The sequence below is a fragment of the Streptomyces sp. CB01373 genome (assembly GCF_002803075.1).
Taxonomy (GTDB): Bacteria; Actinomycetota; Actinomycetes; order Streptomycetales; family Streptomycetaceae; genus Streptomyces.
In genome coordinates this window covers 279,108-295,408 of record NZ_NNBK01000012.1, presented here as the reverse complement: position 1 = coordinate 295,408, position 16,301 = coordinate 279,108, and the positions used below count along the sequence as shown (strand labels likewise).

Sequence of the window (16,301 nt, the reverse complement as noted above, 5' to 3'; positions counted from 1 at the left end):
ACACAAGCGGCGACAGCCTGGCCTCCCTACCAGGCGCAGCAGCATGCCGGCATGCGACGCTTCGACCCGCGCTCGGCGTTCCACCGTTCCTGGCCGACGGGACGCCGCCGGCTCTCTCGCCCCACGAATTCGACAAGTCCGGCCGGAGCATCCGTCCGGACAGGCCGGGCGGCCCGGCGTTCCGTAGCCAACAAGGGAAGCCCCAGAAAGGGGTTCGGCCCCTCGGGAGAGGGGCGGCACCACGAGGACTCAGTCTTGGGCCAGGGCGGGCGGGGCGGCGTCGACGCCCCGGTTCGCCACCTCATACTGCAGGCGGAACTCAACCGGGCCACCGGCACCGACACCGCCGAGGCGTGGGCCCGGGCCGCATCGGTCCTGGAGGGACCGGAGCGCCCCTACGAACTGGCCACCGTGGACGGCCGTTGGGCGGCTGCCCTGCTCGCGCGCAGCGGTGGAGCGTGCCCGGCTGCTTCGACAGGCCCCTACGGCGGCCCGATCGCTGGGAGCCGGGCTACTGACCGCCGAGCCGGCGGCCACTGCCGCCCGCATGCTGTCGGCCTCGGCCCGGGCGGCACCCCGACCCGGGAGGACGAACCCGCAGGGTCAACGCCCGGGGAATCGCTGCTGCGGGACATGGGCCTGACGCCCCGCCGACCCGGGCACACCCTTCTGCTTGCCCTTACCGCGGCCGCCCGGCTTGGCCCGGCGCTCCTTACCCGGCGGCACCTTCCCCGGGGCGTCGTCCTTCGAGGGCGGCATCGAGGAGTTGGAGCTGTCGCGCAAGTGCAGATGCTGAAGCTTCGCCAGTTCCCGGGCCTGCCGCTTGAACGTGTCCATGCAGTCGGCGAGTTGCATGGCCATGGCCGCGATCTGCGCATCCCGACGGGCGATCACCACCGCCGGCTCACCGAGCTGGACGGCTCGACCACGGGGCGAGCCCGACCAGCTCGTCACGCGTCATCGACTCCAGCCCGGGCACGGCAAAATCCCATCACACCGCACGACCGACGCCGCACCCCTCACGCACCGTCACATCGCAGCAAGCACCGTCAGGCTCCGCAGGGGCGGTTCCTCGCCGGGGTACGGGTTATGCCTTGGCCTCCGGTGCCGGGTGCACGGTCATCGGGAGTGCGCTGGCCCCCATGATGCCCTTGCACACCTCCCGGACCGGGCGGCCGGGTACCGGCCGGAGTTCGAAGCGGGGCAGCACGGTGGCCAGCGCGAAGGCCATCGTCAAGTTGGCCATCGATTCTCCGGCGCACATACGGGTACCCGCGCCGAAGGGCATGAACAGCTCGCGACGGGGCTGCTGGGGGTGCCCTGGTGACCACCGGTCGGGGTTGAAGGTGGTGGGATCGGAGTAGACGGCCGGGTCGCGGTGCAGGGCGGTGAGGCTGGTCAGCAGTTCGGCCTCGGCGGGGAATGCGAAGCCGCCGACCTTTACCGGTCGGGTGGTGCGCCGCATGTCCATCCAGCCGGGGCTGCGTAGCCGCAGGGTCTCGTTGATGACCTGGCGGGTGTATACCAGCCGGCGCAGGTCGCCCATGGTGGGGTCCCGCCCGTCCAGCACCTGGGCGAACTCCTCGCGCAGTCGCTGGGCGGCCGTGGGGTGCTGGGCGATTTCGTGGAAGGCCCAGCCCAGGGCATGTCCGGAGCTGTCGCCGCCGGCGATCAGCATGGACAGCACCTCATCGCGCAATTCGCCCGGGCTCATGGGTTGGCCGTCCGCGTCCCGGGCGGCGACCATGCTGGACAGGATGTCGCCGTGGTCGTGGGGGTCGGTCAGGTACCGGTTGATGATCGAGGTCAGCGCCGCTTCGAGCCGGTCCCGCGCCCGGATGAAGCGCCGGTTGGCCGGGGTGGGCAGCTTGTCCACCAGGTCGCTGGGGACCACGCTGCGGATGCCGACGCCGGCTATGAAGTCGGCGATGGTGTCCCGGATGGTGTCGGCGTCGCCGGCTACCTTGTCCGAGGAGAACAGCGCGGTGTTGATCAGCGCGTTGGCCAGGGTGTCCATCTCCCGGGCCATGTCCACGACGGTACCGGGCTGCCAGGTGTCGACCTGCGCTTTGATGCCGGCCTGCAGCGCGGCCACGTCGTACCCGGGGTGGTCGTGGCTGAACGCCTGCTGGACCATCCGGCGCTGGCGCAGGTGGAAGGCGCCGTCGGAGCTGCCGAGCCCGTTGCCGACCAGCGGGCGCACCTTGCTGAAGAACCGCCCCCGGGCGAAGGTGTCACCGCCGTCGCCGAGTATTTCGCGGGCCATGGCGTGGTCGTTGATGAGGAAGGTGGGAATGCGGCCCATGCGCAGCCGCAGGACGGGTCCCTCGGCACGAACCCGCTCGAAGAAGGCCAGCCTCTGGACCGCCACGGCCGGCCTGTGCCCGGCAAGCAGGAAGCTGCCGGATGCGACTGGCACAGAACCAACAACCTGATCCGACCGACCCGACATCAGCTCGCTCCCGTCGTCTTTTCCCACTGGAACAGGAAGTACTCACCCAACGCCTCGCCTCAACTGCGGGTCGTCCGAGTGCGTTTCGACGGTAGTCCGGGCCGGTGGCCGCCCGGCGCTCAGAATTGAGCAGTGGCACCGGAATCCAGCGGCTGCGCGCGCAGGTCCAGCCGGACCGGGTGGCGATCGACGCCGAGGGGCGCCGACGGCCTGACCTACGCCCGGTGGCAGCGCCGGGCCACCCCGGTCGGGCAAGCCCTGCGGGGCGCGGCGTGCGCCGGGGCACCCGGGTCGGGCCCGCTCCCGGACTTCGACGGCTGAACCGCCACCGTGGCCGACCTGCACACCGGCGGCACCGGCCGGCTGGAGGCCGGCGTGGGCCCTGACGACATCGCCGACATCCCGTCCGCGAGCCTCGCCCGCGGCTCCCGGGCATCCCCTGGCCCGCCGCCGTGCCCGGTCGTGGCGGCGGCGCGGGGCCGGCGACGACGGGCTGACCGCCGGGCACGTCAGTGCTCCAGGCGCAGCGGGATGCGGCTGTAGTACCGGTTGCCGAGGCCGGGGTGGCGCTGCGGTGCCCCGGCGTGGGCGATCGTGGCGTACCCGCCGAGCAGTTGCACCGCCCGCACCGGGATCAGCTACCCGCGGTCAGGGCCACTTCGGCGCCCGGAAGTCGGCAACGCGCTGGAAGCCGATGGCCGACCCCTCGCCCGACAGGTCGGCGTAATCGTCGCTGCTGTAAGAGACCGTCATTCCGGTCAGCTGCCTGTAGAACTCAGCCAGGCGGGCGGGGTCCGGACAGTCGAAGGTGACTCCGTAAAAGCTTGTCCGTGCCGTCGTTGCGCGATTGCGCGCCCGTTTTCAACCGATTTCGGCCAACCCCGCCGGTACCCGAGGTCCGCCTCCTCGGGCCGCCATCTTGTGCTTGACTAACACCATGTCCCGAGACGAAGAGATCATCGAATTCGCATCGGCGGCGGAGCTGCAGGATTGGCTTTCCCGCAATTATGCCGCGTCCCGCGGGTTCTGGCTGAAGCTTATGAATAACGCCGCGGGCGAAGACGTTCTGACGTACGCCCAGGCCCTCGACGTGGCATTGTGCTACGGGTGGATCGACGGCCAGAAAGGCAAGCTCGACGACGCCCACTGGCTCCAGCGGTTCACGCCGCGGTCGGCCCGCAGCCGGTGGTCCAAGGTCAACCGGGAGAAGGTCGCCGCCCTCATCGAGCAGGGACGGATGCAACCGCCGGGGATCGCCGAGGTCGAGCGGGCCAAGGGGGACGGGCGCTGGGAAGCGGCCTACGCGGGGGCGAAGTCCGCCACCGTCCCGGACGACCTGGCGCGGGCGCTGGAGGCCAACCCGGCCGCGGCGGAGTTCTTCAAGACCCTCGACAGCCAGAATCGCTACTCCATCCTCTACCGGGTGCAGGACGCCAAGAAGCCCGAGACCAGGGCCCGGCGCATCGAGAAGTACGTCGGCATGCTGGCCAACCACGAGAAGATCCACACGTGACCGCGCGGCGGCATCCTGCCGCCCAGGCGGCCTGGGCGGCGCCCGGGTGAAGGTGACGCCGGCGACGCGCCCGTCCTCTTCGAGCAGGCCGGTGACCTGGCAGCGCTCACGGAACCCGGCTCCGGCGGCCATCGCGCCGTCGGCCGGAACCTGACTGCCGGCAATCGCTCAATACTGCGCTGCCGGCCCGCGGCCGGGTGCGTACGGTCAAGGCCATCGGCCGCGCGTCCGGGGCGCGGTCACCCCGACCGGCGCGACTGCGCCCTCTGTGAGGTGGCCATTGAGGAGTTCGACGTCATCGTCATGGGCGCGCGCTGCGCTGGCTCCCCCACGGCCATGCTCTTCGCCCAGGCCGGGTACCGCGTACTGCCGCTGGACCGGGCGGGCTTTCCCGCTGACACCCTGTCCACCCTCAATGGCTGCTGCCGCGCGATCGAGGAAGTACCGGCGGCCTACGCCCCCCGGCGACACCTCCTCGTCCTGGCGGCTACTGGCGGATGATGGGCATGATCAGCTCGTCCACCACGGCCACCAGGTAGTCGTCGGGAACCGGGGCCGAGTCGCCGAGGAAGCGCTGCACCAGCATGGCGGGCCCGAGTTCAGCAACCAACGGGCTGAGCCGGCCGGGACGGATCTCGCCGCGTTGCACCCCGCGCTCCAGGATCAGCTGGAAGACGTTCTGCCGGGGCTGGAAGACGCGCTCCTGCACCAGGCGGACCAGCGGCCGGTCCCGGTCGATCTCGGCCAGCAGGCTCTGCACCGCGCGGCCGACCGGGGAGTTGAGGACCTCCGCCTTCTGCCGCATGTGCTCGACCAGGTCGTCGCGGACGTTGCCCTTGTCGGGCGCGTCCTCGGGCGCGGGCAGGGCGTAGTCGAGCGTGTCGACCACGAGGTCGGCCTTGCTGGGCCAGCGCCGGTAGAGCGCCGCCTTGCCCGTCCGGGCATCGGCCGCCACCCGATCCATGGTCAGCCTGGCATAGCCGACGGCCTCGAGCTGGGCGATCACCGCCGAGTAGATGGCACGCTCCAGGTCCTTGCCCCGCCGGCGGCTTGCCGCCGGCTTCCTCGGCGGGTCCTGGTCGCCGACCGCGGTGTCGGCAGCCAATCCGACTCCGGACACGGCATCCCCACTTCCCGGACGGCCCCCCCAGCCGACCGCATGGTGAACGATTGCGTTCCTTACTTGCCACTGCTAGAGTGCCGAACAGTGAACGCTACCGTTCCTTAACGTTCCCAACATCTTCCCTGATAAGGCTACCAAATGGCTGTTAGCACCCACGCAATCGCAGCCCCGGCGAGCCCGCCCCGGCTAGCGCATCGCACTGGCCTCATGCTGGTTGTCATCGCGATCGCCCAGCTCATGGTAATCCTCGACGCCACCATCGTGAACGTGGCGCTCCCCAGCATGCAGACGTCCCTGGGTTTCTCCACGCAGAACCTGTCATGGGTGGTCAACGCCTACGCCCTCGCGTTCGGCGGGCTGTTACTGCTCGGCGGCCGGGTCGGTGACCTCCTCGGCCGCCGCCCGGCCTTCATCGGCGGGGTCTTGCTGTTCACGCTGGGGTCCCTGCTCGGCGGCCTCGCCCAGAACTCCGGATGGCTGCTGGGCATGCGCGTCATTCAGGGCGCCGGGGCCGCCATCGTCGCCCCGACGGTGCTGTCCCTGATCGCCACCGGCTTCCCGACCGAGCGGGAGCGCAACCGGGCGTTCGCGGTGTTCGCCGGCGTGTCGGGCGCGGGCGGCGCGATCGGCCTGGTGGCAGGCGGGTTGCTCACCGAGTGGGTCTCCTGGCGCTGGGTCCTGCTGGTCAACGTGCCCATCGGCGTCGCCCTGGCCCTGGTCGCGCCGCTGTTCATCGGCAAGTCGCCGCGGAGCGAGGGCCGGTTCGACTTCGGCGGCGCGATCACTTCCACCGGGGGCGTGGCCCTGCTCGTGTACGGCTTCATCCACGCCTCCGACAGCGGCTGGCGGGATGCCACCACGGTCGGCTCGTTCGTCGGGGCCGTGGTCCTGCTGGCGGCCTTCGTCTTCATCGAGAGCCGCACCCCGCAGCCGATCATCCCGTTGCGCCTGTTCGCCAGCCGCAACCGCTCGGGCATCTACGCCCTCGGCGTGGCGATGATGGGTTCCCTGATCGGGATGTTCTTCTTCCTGACCCTCTTCTTTCAGAACGTGCTGGCCTACAGCCCGCTCAAGACCGGCCTGGCCTTCTTGCCGCTCAGCGTCTCGATCATCGTCGTCTCCGGCGTGATGATGCAGCTCATCCCCAAGATCGGGCAGCGCCTGCCGCTGGTGGCGGGGACGCTCTTGATCACGGGCGCGCTCATCTGGCTGTCGACGATCTCCGCCGACAGCGCCTACCTCGGCGACCTGCTCGGTCCCATGCTCCTGTACGGGATCGGGGCGGGCATGGTGTTCATGCCGATGACCATGGTCGGCGTGTCCGGGGTGGAGATGCAGGACACGGGGGCCGCTTCGGGCCTGCTCAACGCGACGCAGCAGATGGGCGGCTCGCTGAGCCTGGCGGTCATCATCACCGTGTACGGCGCGGCGACGAGCGGGGCGACGGGCGACAAGGCGCACGTCCTGGCCAAGGGCGCCTCGGCCGGTTTCCTGGTCGCGGTAGCGATCACGGTCGTCGCGCTCGCCCTCGTGGTCCTCCTCATCCGGCCCGCCGCGGACGCGCCCATGCCGGGGATGATGCCCGGTATGGACGCCGGCGCGGACGCGGAGCCCGAGCTCTCGGCGGACAGCTCGCCGTCGGCCCCGCTGACCGAGAACCTGGAGTAGCCGCCGCCGGGAAGACGGTGGTGCGGGGCGGGTCCGCGGACCCGCCCCCTCAGCCGGTGCTGTGGCCGGAAAGGTTCACCGGCCACAGCACTAGGGCGTGTTGCTGCCTGATCACGGCCTTGACCACCTTGCCGGTCGCCCCGCTGGGCAGGCTCGGCCAGGCGTGCAATCGCTCGGGCTGCGCGTGCGACTTGAGCCGCCCGGCCAGGAAGCCCTGCAGCTCGTCCAGCGCCCGAGGGTCCCGCAGGACAACGACCGCGTCCGCCCCGGTTCCCTCACGGCCACCGCCAGCGTCCTGGCGCTGGGCGTGGTGCCGAGTGGCATCGGGGCGAGCATCGGGGTCGGCTTCTCGAACTGGCGCAGGCCCTCGGGGCCGCGGCCGAAGGTGACGTTCCCGTGCGGGTTGGTGAATCCCTTCGCAGGCCCGGTCGTGCCGGAGGTGTGGAGGATGTCGGCGATGTCGCCAGGGGCGAGGTCCACCGCGACCGGCGTCTCGTCGCCGCCGTCGAGGTCCGCGACCGTGCGCGCGCCCACGCGCCCACACGGCGCGGCGGCCGCAGCGCCGCGCCGTGGATGACGCCGCCCTCGGCCAGCCGGCGCTCCAGCTCCGCCTGCGGGTAGCTCTCATGCAGGTGAACCCCGCAGGCACCCGCGCTGAGGACGGCGAGGCAGGCGACGACGGCGTAGTCGATCCAGTCCATCCCGCCGAACAGCGGGGCGATGGCGTCCCCGCGCCGCACCCCGGCCCGCAGCAGGCCGTTCGCCGTGCGATTCACGCGGCGCTGCCATTCCCAGTAGGTGATTCCTCCGGTGCCGTTGACATTCATCGCCACCCGGTCCGGGAAGCGCTCCGCCCGGACCAGCAGCAGATCAGTCACCGCCACCCAGTCTTTTTCGTCACTCATGTTCGCTCATGCGCCAGTCGGCAGATCAAACGAACAGTAGGATTTTCCCAGGATGCCCGTCTGCTCATTGTTGAGCTTTGCAGAACCGCATGATGCGATGACGTTCGATCGGGGTTATACGAATTCTTCCGTATCATGCGCGCGTCCCGCAGGATGGCCTTGAGGGTGCGGAATAAGTTCACCTGGTTTCCGCGACCGACCCCATCGTTTTCCAACTCGTTCAAGAAGCGCTCGACCACGATCGGCGTGACGCCGGGTCACTCCCCGGCCGAAGAAGGAGACCTCGGGGCCGTACTACATCGCCTACCTGCGTGACCGGTACAAGGTCGAGGTCGTTCTGCTGGTTCTGTGCGTGGACACGGCGACGGCGGCATGGGCGGCCAGACCTCTGAGTACCGGCGTGGGGCGCCCGACCCAGGTGACGGTTCCTCATGTACTGGGGCCGTGCAATGTTCCACGTCCGAACCAGGTTCAGGAAGCGGTGGCCGACCTGGACTTCGCCGCGTTCTGCCTGTGGATCCACAGCAACGACCCGGACATCGAGGGCATACTGACGGTGGTGGGCGAGGCATTGGCTCAGGACGCGGACCGTGAAGCGCGGGACGACTTGGCGGGACTCATCGAGGACGGCTTGGGCAGCAAGCACGCCCGCGAGATCTGGAGGAACCTGATGAAGACCCTCTTCACTCCCAGGCAAGGCACCATCGTGGGCGACGCCCGCCTCGCAGGACAGGAAGAAGGACGCGAGGAAGGGCGCGTGGCCGGAAAGGCCGAGCAACTACTGCGCCTGATGGAGCGCCGTGGCTTCCCGATGACGGAAGAAACCCGACAGCGCGTCACCACCTGTACGGACATGCCGATCCTCGATCTCTGGTTCGACCGCGCCATCGACGCGACCACCCTCGACGAGGTCTTCGCCGCCCTCTCCGCCACGGACCGGATCCCCGCACCCGCCCAGAGCCCGGAGCAGACCGGAATCCCCAGCCAGAGCCAGGGAGTCCCCGACTCCTCGACCGACTGACGCCGGTTCGCCCCGCTTCTTCCGTGTGAGAGCGAGCGGGGCCTTGGGGAAACTGGAGCAAGGGGCCCCGGGCCAGCGCGGGCGTCGGCCTCGCGCTCGGCCGGAAGTCGCCGACTGCGCGCTCCCCTGGCCGCATGCAGAGTCAGCGCCGTCAGCGGGCCGACGGGGAGCCATGGACCTCAGCAGCCGGGCAAGGACCTCTTCGAGAAGTTACCCCCCGCAGTGTTTGCCGCCTCACCATGGCGTGACCCTATGCATACGACTCCTGACTGGCCATCAGAACGGTATATTTCCTGCCGCTCAGCACGCGTCCTGGCGCGGGATTCGGGAGGTCACGCCGACATCTGCGCGTGATGAAGTCTACGGAAGCGAGGATGCGGCGCCTCGCACTCCTCTCCGCAGACATCGGGCATGTCCTGCTCGCGTTGCCGAAACCGCGTTCGAGGTTTCGGGCAGTCCCGCACCACTCACCAAGTGAGTGCGAGCGCGTCTACGCCGACGCCGGCAGCGCGGGGAACACGACCACCGAACCGTCCTTGTCGCGGGCAATCTCAATCGCCACGTCCGTCGTGCGGCTGTTGACCGTGACGCCGTCGCCAGCTTGCGAATACGGTGTGCCGCGCTCATCAGGCGATCGACTTCACCGGTCGTGAAGACGGGTCGCAAACCGTTCGGGCGTGCCAGCTCCAGCGTCGACAGGCGTTCCAGGACACCGGCGATACTCGACTCCAGTTCGTCGAGGCGCTGCTGGTCGCGCTTGAGTGCGCGGACGAAGCTCTCGAACAGGTTGCCAGGGTCGCTCTGCGGATGCTCGACGGCCTGCAGGACGTTGACCCGCCGCTTCAGCGCAATGGCCAGGGCATCGAGTTCGAGGTGGGTGCGGAACCTGCCGCCATCGTCGTCGACGCCGAGGAACGACTTGGTCAGCGTGCCGATCTCGACGGCCTTGCCGTCGGGCAGCTTGTCGAGTGCGCTCTGCCACCGGGCAAGGCGGCGGTCAGCGGCGCCCAGCGCCGTGCTTGTCGGGCAGCGGATGCACCTCAAGTGTGGCGATCGGCTCGTCGGCCAGGGCGGCCAGCACACTGCGCAGTTCAGCCAAGCGTTCAGCCATCATCGGCCCGTCTCCGGCCAATGCGGGCACCCGGACGTCACTGGTCGCCAGCGTCCACACCGGAACGGTTGCCTTGCTCCTCCCGGATCGCAGCGCTCGGTCGTGGTAGCGGCCTGCGGCGGCCGTCGAGCTGTGGAGCTGGGGTTCGCGGGCGAGGGCTCGTAGCTCCCCGGGCGGGCACCGAGGTCCAGGCGAGGGCATCGCCCTCACCTGCTCAAAGGTTCTTCGTCTTCTCGTCCTTGAACATCCTGTAGTAGCCGGCGTGGAGTTCGAGACGAAACATCATTCCATACCGGTCACGGATGCCTGCGACCGTTGCTGCCTCCGGCTCGCGCAGATACCGGCTCACCGGAGGATCCTGGGGCAGAAGCCACTCCTCCGGCTCTCCGATCACCCGGCCCGGGCTCTTGTCCCGCACGGAATCCCAACTCAGCGTCTGATCCCGGTCCGACAGCTCGGCCGGCTCTGGCGCCTGCGCGCCCAGAGGATTGGACTCGTGCCCCCGGTAGTAGCTGACGAGCTTTCTGCGGTAGTCGCCATGACCGAATGGGACAAGACTCTGCGCGTTGTCGCCTTCGGACAGAATGCCTTCCAGGACGTCGCCCATCCGGTGAGGATCAGCGCCGTAGTAGGCGGTCACGCTCACGGAGCAGTTGATCTTGACGGCGTCGTCGCCGTCCTGGAAGAACCACTCTTTCGCCGCGCCTCCCTTGCAATTGTCCCGCACCTCCACCAGGCCGAGGGTCAGTGGAGTCCGGTCGGCGTACGCGCGCACCACACCCCGAAGACGCCCCTCCGTCCTCTCACGAGCTCCGACCGCCTCACTGCTCCCGGCAAGCCTGCGCAGTTCCTTGGGACTTGTGGCCCCGGAACCGCATGCGGAGAAGAGGAACATGACGGCGGCGCCCAACGCACAGGACATCCAGCGAAAGCGACGCAACTGCATAAATCCTCCGAAAGCTTCGCCCTCCCGGGCCCAAGGTGTCCACCCCGATCGTGTATCGCTCCCGTCGCCACCTACACGAGTAGGGATACTCATCCCCGGAACACAACGGGGCATCGGCCGCGCGGCCGGGATCGCCCGCCAGTGTCACCTGGTGACCAACTCGGTTTTCTCCGAGCAGATGCAGGGCCACCACACGCCTCGGCTCGCCCCGCAGTCCGACACAGGGCCCCTGGTCGTTGCGTCGGTTGATCGAGCGGCGGCCGCCAATAACGTGACTAAGCCAATCTATTAACCCGGTTCAGTTATGCTGTGACGCAGAGATCGCCGTCCGGCCCTGCCGGGCGGCGCGCAGGACCGGCACTTCGGAAAGGTCTCGATCGATGACGTCACACGTCCAGGACGCGTACGGCGCCCAGGAGGCCGTCGGACTCGACGACGAGCTGGCCCTGGAGCGTGCGTACGTCGCGGTGTGCCACGAGGCGATGACCCGTCAGGTGGACGATGCCCAGTACCAGGTCGTCGCGGGCGAGGACGTGTCCGGCGACGGCGCGAGCGCCGAGGCGCTCGGACGTTACCTGCGCACCCGTGCACGGCGGATGGCGGAGGAACCCGACAGCCCGCTGTTCTTCGGCCGGCTCGACTTCGAGGACTCCGAAGAGGCGGGCGACCACCGGCGGCAGCGGTACTACGTCGGCCGCAGGCGGGTCTCGGAACACCCGTCCGCACCGCCGCTGGTGATCGACTGGCGTGCTCCGGTCTCCCGCACCTACTACCAGGCGAGCGCCCTGGAGCCGCGCGGAGTCGCGGTGCGGCGGCGCTTCGGCTGGGCGCCCTGGAGCCACGGCGCCCCGGAGGACCTCACCGGGCTGGAGGACGAACACCTCGACCACGCCCGCGATGACGGCGACACGGCGAGCGCGATCGTCGCCGCCGAGATCGAGCGACCCCGCCTCGGCCCGATGCGCGACATCGTCGCCACCATCCAGCCTGAACAGGACGATCTCGTCCGCAGCGAGCTGACCGAATCGGTCTGCGTCCAGGGCGCGCCGGGCAGCGGAAAGACCGCCGTCGGCCTGCACCGCGCCGCGTACCTCCTCTACACGTTCCCCCAGCGGCTGCAGCGCAGCGGTCTGCTGATCATCGGGCCGAACCGGACCTTCCTACGCTATATCTCGGAGGTGCTGCCTTCGCTCGGCGAGATCGACATCGCCCAGCTCACGGTGGAGGACGTGGTCATCCGGCACCCGGTCCGGCGGGTGGACACGGATGATGTCAGCGCCCTCAAGCACAGCAACCGGATGGCCACGGTCCTGGAGCGGGCCCTGTACGCCCGTGTCCGGCATCCCGAGGAGTCCATCGCGGTCACCGACGGCTCGTACCGCTGGCGGGTCGATTCGGGCGAACTGGCCCGGGTCATAGACGAGGTGCGGGCCATGGGGGTGCCCTATGCGGTCGGCCGCGAGCACGTGCGCTCGCGGGTGGTGACGCTGATCCAGCAGCAGGCCGAGCGGCGGGCCGGTCCGAAGAGCGTCACCTGGGCCCGGAAGATCGGCCGTTCGAAGCCGGTCGCCGCGGTCCTGGAGGCCGCGTGGCCGGTGGCGCGCCCGGAGGAGGTGGTGGCCACGCTGCTGAGTGACCCGGCAGTGATGGAGGCCGCGGCGGACGGCGTGTTCGACGCCGCGGAGCAGGCGGCCCTGCTGTGGGCCAAGCCGCCGAGGTCGGAGAAGAGTGCCCCCTGGTCGGCCGAGGACATGCTGCTGCTGGACGAGGTCGCCGGGCTCGTCGAACGTCCCGAGGGCTTCGGTCACGTGGTCGTGGACGAGGCCCAGGACCTGTCGCCGATGCAGTGCCGGGCGATCGCCCGGCGCAGCGCCTTCGGCTCGATCACGGTGCTGGGCGACCTGGCACAGGCCACCGCGCCCTGGTCGGCGCGGACCTGGCGGGAGCAGCTCACGCACCTGGGCAAGGCGCAGGCCACGGTCGTCCCGCTGACCACCGGTTTCCGGGTCCCCGCCGCCGTCATGGAACTGGCCAACCGGCTGGTGGCCGACCTCGGCGTCGACGTGCCGCCGGCCCGCTCGCTGCGCCGCGACGGCGAGTTGACGGTCAGCGCGGTCGACGACACGTCGGCCGCCACCGTGTCCGCCGTCCGCGCGGCTCTCGAACGCGAAGGGTCGGTCGCCGTCATCGCCGCCGACGACGCGGTGGCCGCCACCACGGCGGCCCTGCTCCAGGCGGGCATCGAGACGGCGACCGCGGAGGAGATCGGCACGGCCGCCCGGGTGAGCGTGCTGCCCGCGACGGTCGTCAAGGGCCTCGAGTACGACCATGTCGTCGTGGTGGAACCGGCCGCGATCGTCGAGTCCGAGCCGCGCGGCCTGCACCGGCTGTACGTCGTGGTGACGCGGGCGGTGTCCCGGCTCGACGTCCTGCACGCCCGTCCGCTGCCGGAGCCGCTCGCCGGCTGACGGTCGCGGGCTGACGGTCGCGGGCTGAGATATATTGACCGAGTTAATTCACGTACTCGAATGGCCTGGTGAACGCGCCGATGGGCTTGCGGGAGCGCAAGAAGCAGCGAACGCGGGAGACGATCTCCGACACGGCGATCACGCTCTTCCTGGAGCACGGGTTCGACCAGGTCTCGGTCGTCGACATCGCGGCCGCGGCCGAGGTCTCCAAACCCACGTTGTTCAAGTACTTCCCGACCAAGGAAGACCTGGTAGTCCACCGGTTCGCCGACCACCAGACGGTGAGCAGCACCGTCGTGGCGGAGCGACCGCCGGGAACGTCCGCGATCGACGCCCTGCACCAGCACTTCCTGAACGGGCTGGCGGCGCGGGATCCCATCACGGGACTCAACGACGACGAGGGCGTCCTGGCCTTCCACAGCCTCGTCTACTCCACGCCGAGCCTTGTGGCACGCGTCGGCCAGTACCTGGCCCAGGCCGAGGAGGCGCTGGCCCGGACCCTGGTCGACGCGCTCGACACGGGCCGCGAGATCACGGCGGCCCTGCTGGCCGGCCAGGTGATCGCCACGGAGCGCATCCTGGCGTCGGTGAACTGGCAGCGCATCGTCGCCGGCCGGTCCGCGGACGAGGTCCACCCCGAAGCGGTGGCCGACGCCGACCACGCCTTCGCCCTGTTGCGCCACGGCCTGGCGGGAGTCGCCCCGCCGAAGTGAACGACGCCAAGGGCCGTTTCGACGCCTTGCAGGAGTCGTACTTCCTGCTGCAGTCGTACTTCTGCTGTCGGCCAAGACGGTGGCGCCTCCCACGCCACGGCCGACACGCTCGTCACATGCAGCCGATCTTCGTTCTCGTGCACAGTCCGTCCGTGGGCCCCTCGACCTGGCACCCTGTGGCCGAACGCCTGACAGCGGCGGGACACCAGGTACGCGTGCCGTCCCTGCTGCACGTCGGCGTCGGCGGTCCGCCCTTCTGGCCTCGTACGGTCAGTGCCGTCCGCGACGACCTGCGGCAGGTCCCGGCCGACAGTCCCGTCGTGCTGGTGGCACACAGCAACGCCGGGTTGTTCGTGCCGGCGATCCGCTCGGGCCTCGACCGTCCGGTGACCGGTTCCATCTTCGTGGACGCCGCGCTACCGGCCCGCCGCGGGCAAACCCCCGTCGCCTCATCCGAGTTGGTGGAATTCCTCCGCCCGATGGCCGTGGACGGCACGCTGCCGCGCTGGACCGACTGGTGGGACGAAGCAGACGTCGCGCCCATGTTCCCCGATCCCGAAATGCGGCGGACGGTCGTGGAGGAGCAGCCCGCCCTGCCGCTGTCCTACTACGAGCAGCACGTCCCGATCCCCGACGGCTGGGACGACCACCCCTGCTCCTACTTGCTGTTCGGCCCTCCGTACGTCGAACTCGCCGCCGAGGCACACGAACGCGGCTGGCGTGTGGCCCACCTGCCCGGGGCCCACCTCCATCAGATCGTCGACCCTGCGGGAACAGCCCGTCACCTCGTCGAACTCGCCGCCACGACGTGATAACGCGCGGAAACCGGCCACCCGGCTCTAGCCCCTCCCGGCGGCACGGAGGGCACCTGCGACGACGACCGGGGCTTCTGAGAGGCTCACTCACATGTCCGACGATCCCCGCATACCCGCTCCCCGGGCCTCCTCCGATGCCGCCCCCGTCCCCCACGGCCCGTGCGTGCTGCTCAAGCACGGCGAGGTCTTCCTCAAGGGCCGCAACCGCCACCGCTTCACCGAGCGGCTTCAGGACAACCTGCGCGTCGCGCTGCACGGTGTCGGCGGCTCGACCTGGATCAAAACCGCGCACAACGTGACCGTGCTGGGCGGGCAGGTGCCCGTCGAGGCCCTGGTGGAACGGGCCCGGCGAGTCGTCGGCTTCAACTCCGTCGAGCCCGCCGTACGGGTGCCCAGCGCCCTCGACGACATCACGGCGTCGGCGATCGACGCCCTGCGTGCCGTGAGCGGTGAGCGCCGGGGACTCCGCTTCGCCGTGCGGGTGCGGCGGTGGGACAAGCAGTTCCCGCTGACCTCCTCCCGGATGGAAGTGCTACTGGGGTCCCGCGTGCTCGATGCCGTGCCCCCGCTGAAGGTCGACCTCACCACGCCCGACGTGACGCTGAACGTCGTGATCGACCGCAGGGAGACGTACCTCTCCTGCGAACGCCTCCCCGGTCTGAGCGGACTGCCCGTCGGGACCAGCGGGCGGGCCCTGGTCCTGCTCTCCGGCGGCTACGACTCCCCCGTCGCCGCCCACCGAGCCATGCGGCGCGGACTGGCGTGCGACTTCGTGCACTTCAACGGCGCTCCCTACACGAACCCCTCGTCCGTGTACAAGGCGTACGCCCTGGCCCGTGAGCTGAACCGCTACCAGCCGCCCGGAACCCTGCACGTCGTCGCGCTCGGCAAGGCGCAGAAGCAGCTCGCCGTGGCGGGGGCCGGGCGGCTCCAGGTGGTCGCCCAGCGCCGGCTGATGGTGCGCACCGCCTCCGCGCTGGCCGGCCGTATCGGCGCCCAGGCGCTGGTGACCGGCGACAGCCTCGGGCAGGTCGCCAGTCAGACGCTGGCCAACCTGGTCGCGGTGGACGAGGCGGCGGCGCTGCCCGTACTGCGTCCACTGATCGGCCGGGAGAAGCAGGAGATCATCGACGAGGCCCGGTCCATCGGCACCGCCGACATCTCGGTCCTGCCCGACGAGGACTGCTGCAGCCTCCTCGCCCCTCCCCGCGTCAGCACCGGCGCGCGCCTGCCGCACCTGCGCTCGGTCGAGAAGCGCCTCGACCTGGAGGAGGTGGTCGAGGCCCTGCTCGATTCGGCACAGGTGCTCCGCCCCGGCGAGGACGAGGAGGTGCCGGTGGCGGACGACGGCTGCCCGGCACCGGCCTGAGCCCGTGGCCGACGGACCACGGGCGACACCTTCCCGGGCGCCGCGGCCGCCGATCTGCCGTCGGCCGGCGATCAGTTGCTTGCCGCGGCACCAGTGCCGCGGCTGGCAGCGTTTGCCCGTGAAGGAGCGGCGTCCGGTGCGTGCTCTGGGGGTCCCCCCTGCTCGAAGAGCTCGGGGGGAGCGTGCCGGGCGTCGCG

At 70.1% G+C, this 16,301-nt stretch carries 14 protein-coding genes and 2 pseudogenes; 8 read left to right on the top strand and 8 right to left on the bottom strand.

The genetic code is table 11. The features are described from left to right. Positions 1 to 603: 603 nt before the first annotated feature. The 3 genes and pseudogenes from CG719_RS20855 to CG719_RS37565 all read right to left on the bottom strand — a co-directional run. Entirely contained in the window at positions 604 to 954 is a 351-nt protein-coding gene (locus CG719_RS20855) for a hypothetical protein (protein ID WP_159024916.1), read from the bottom strand. A gap of 133 nt (positions 955 to 1,087) precedes the next feature. Beyond that, positions 1,088 to 2,371: a cytochrome P450 gene (locus CG719_RS20850; protein WP_159024915.1), complete on the bottom strand. Its 1,284-nt coding sequence runs from the start codon at positions 2,369 to 2,371 to the stop codon at positions 1,088 to 1,090. A gap of 729 nt (positions 2,372 to 3,100) precedes the next feature. Next, positions 3,101 to 3,253: pseudogene (locus tag CG719_RS37565) on the bottom strand (VOC family protein); the annotation flags it as partial. 136 nt (positions 3,254 to 3,389) lie between these two features. On the opposite strand from CG719_RS37565, the gene CG719_RS20845 reads away from it, so the two are divergent. Together CG719_RS20845 and CG719_RS36570 are read left to right on the top strand one after the other, a co-directional pair. Then, positions 3,390 to 3,965, top strand: coding sequence for a YdeI/OmpD-associated family protein (locus tag CG719_RS20845; protein ID WP_100570179.1), 576 nt, complete (start codon positions 3,390 to 3,392; stop codon positions 3,963 to 3,965). Between the two features lie 273 nt (positions 3,966 to 4,238). Next, on the top strand, positions 4,239 to 4,466 hold the full coding sequence (locus CG719_RS36570; protein WP_234375697.1) for a hypothetical protein: 228 nt from the start codon (positions 4,239 to 4,241) through the stop codon (positions 4,464 to 4,466). On the opposite strand, the gene CG719_RS20835 is transcribed toward CG719_RS36570, so the two are convergent. Next, the gene (locus CG719_RS20835) at positions 4,453 to 5,070 is read right to left on the bottom strand and encodes a TetR/AcrR family transcriptional regulator (protein ID WP_159024914.1); all 618 of its coding nucleotides are present in this window, start codon (positions 5,068 to 5,070) and stop codon (positions 4,453 to 4,455) included. The two genes, CG719_RS36570 and CG719_RS20835, sit on opposite strands and share 14 nt — an antisense overlap. A gap of 225 nt (positions 5,071 to 5,295) precedes the next feature. Here CG719_RS20835 and CG719_RS20830 point away from each other — a divergent pair, with 225 nt between their 5' ends. Then, positions 5,296 to 6,756: an MFS transporter gene (locus tag CG719_RS20830; protein WP_234375679.1), complete on the top strand. Its 1,461-nt coding sequence runs from the start codon at positions 5,296 to 5,298 to the stop codon at positions 6,754 to 6,756. Positions 6,757 to 7,031: 275 nt separating this feature from the next. Here the strand turns inward: CG719_RS20830 and CG719_RS37560 are convergent, their stop codons facing one another. After that, complete coding sequence (locus tag CG719_RS37560) at positions 7,032 to 7,661, bottom strand: AMP-binding protein (protein WP_100570176.1); 630 nt, start codon at positions 7,659 to 7,661, stop codon at positions 7,032 to 7,034. 481 nt (positions 7,662 to 8,142) lie between these two features. Between CG719_RS37560 and CG719_RS20820 the strand changes: the two genes are divergently transcribed. Continuing rightward, positions 8,143 to 8,682, top strand: a complete 540-nt coding sequence (locus CG719_RS20820) for a hypothetical protein (RefSeq protein WP_100570175.1) — start codon at positions 8,143 to 8,145, stop codon at positions 8,680 to 8,682. Between the two features lie 490 nt (positions 8,683 to 9,172). Here the strand turns inward: CG719_RS20820 and CG719_RS20815 are convergent. From CG719_RS20815 to CG719_RS20810, 3 genes and pseudogenes are all read right to left on the bottom strand, one after another. Next, positions 9,173 to 9,702 (bottom strand): annotated as a pseudogene (locus tag CG719_RS20815) (hypothetical protein); the annotation flags it as partial. Continuing rightward, the gene (locus CG719_RS37555; RefSeq protein ID WP_376491268.1) at positions 9,680 to 9,853 is read right to left on the bottom strand and encodes a hypothetical protein; all 174 of its coding nucleotides are present in this window, start codon (positions 9,851 to 9,853) and stop codon (positions 9,680 to 9,682) included. The gene CG719_RS37555 and the pseudogene CG719_RS20815, both read right to left, overlap by 23 nt. 154 nt (positions 9,854 to 10,007) lie before the next feature. After that, a complete protein-coding gene (locus tag CG719_RS20810) occupies positions 10,008 to 10,739 on the bottom strand; it encodes a hypothetical protein (protein ID WP_159024913.1) in 732 nt (243 codons plus the stop codon). Positions 10,740 to 11,119: 380 nt separating this feature from the next. On the opposite strand from CG719_RS20810, the gene CG719_RS20805 reads away from it, so the two are divergent. The 4 genes from CG719_RS20805 to thiI all read left to right on the top strand — a co-directional run bounded on the left by CG719_RS20805 (position 11,120) and on the right by thiI (position 16,104). Then, a complete protein-coding gene (locus CG719_RS20805; protein WP_100570173.1) occupies positions 11,120 to 13,207 on the top strand; it encodes a HelD family protein in 2,088 nt (695 codons plus the stop codon). Between the two features lie 68 nt (positions 13,208 to 13,275). Beyond that, complete coding sequence (locus CG719_RS20800; protein WP_100570172.1) at positions 13,276 to 13,920, top strand: TetR/AcrR family transcriptional regulator; 645 nt, start codon at positions 13,276 to 13,278, stop codon at positions 13,918 to 13,920. A 116-nt stretch (positions 13,921 to 14,036) separates the two neighbouring features. Further along, a complete protein-coding gene (locus CG719_RS20795) occupies positions 14,037 to 14,732 on the top strand; it encodes an alpha/beta hydrolase family protein (RefSeq protein WP_100570171.1) in 696 nt (231 codons plus the stop codon). Positions 14,733 to 14,826: 94 nt separating this feature from the next. Continuing rightward, complete coding sequence (gene thiI / locus CG719_RS20790; RefSeq protein WP_100570170.1) at positions 14,827 to 16,104, top strand: tRNA uracil 4-sulfurtransferase ThiI; 1,278 nt, start codon at positions 14,827 to 14,829, stop codon at positions 16,102 to 16,104. Positions 16,105 to 16,301: the final 197 nt, after the last annotated feature.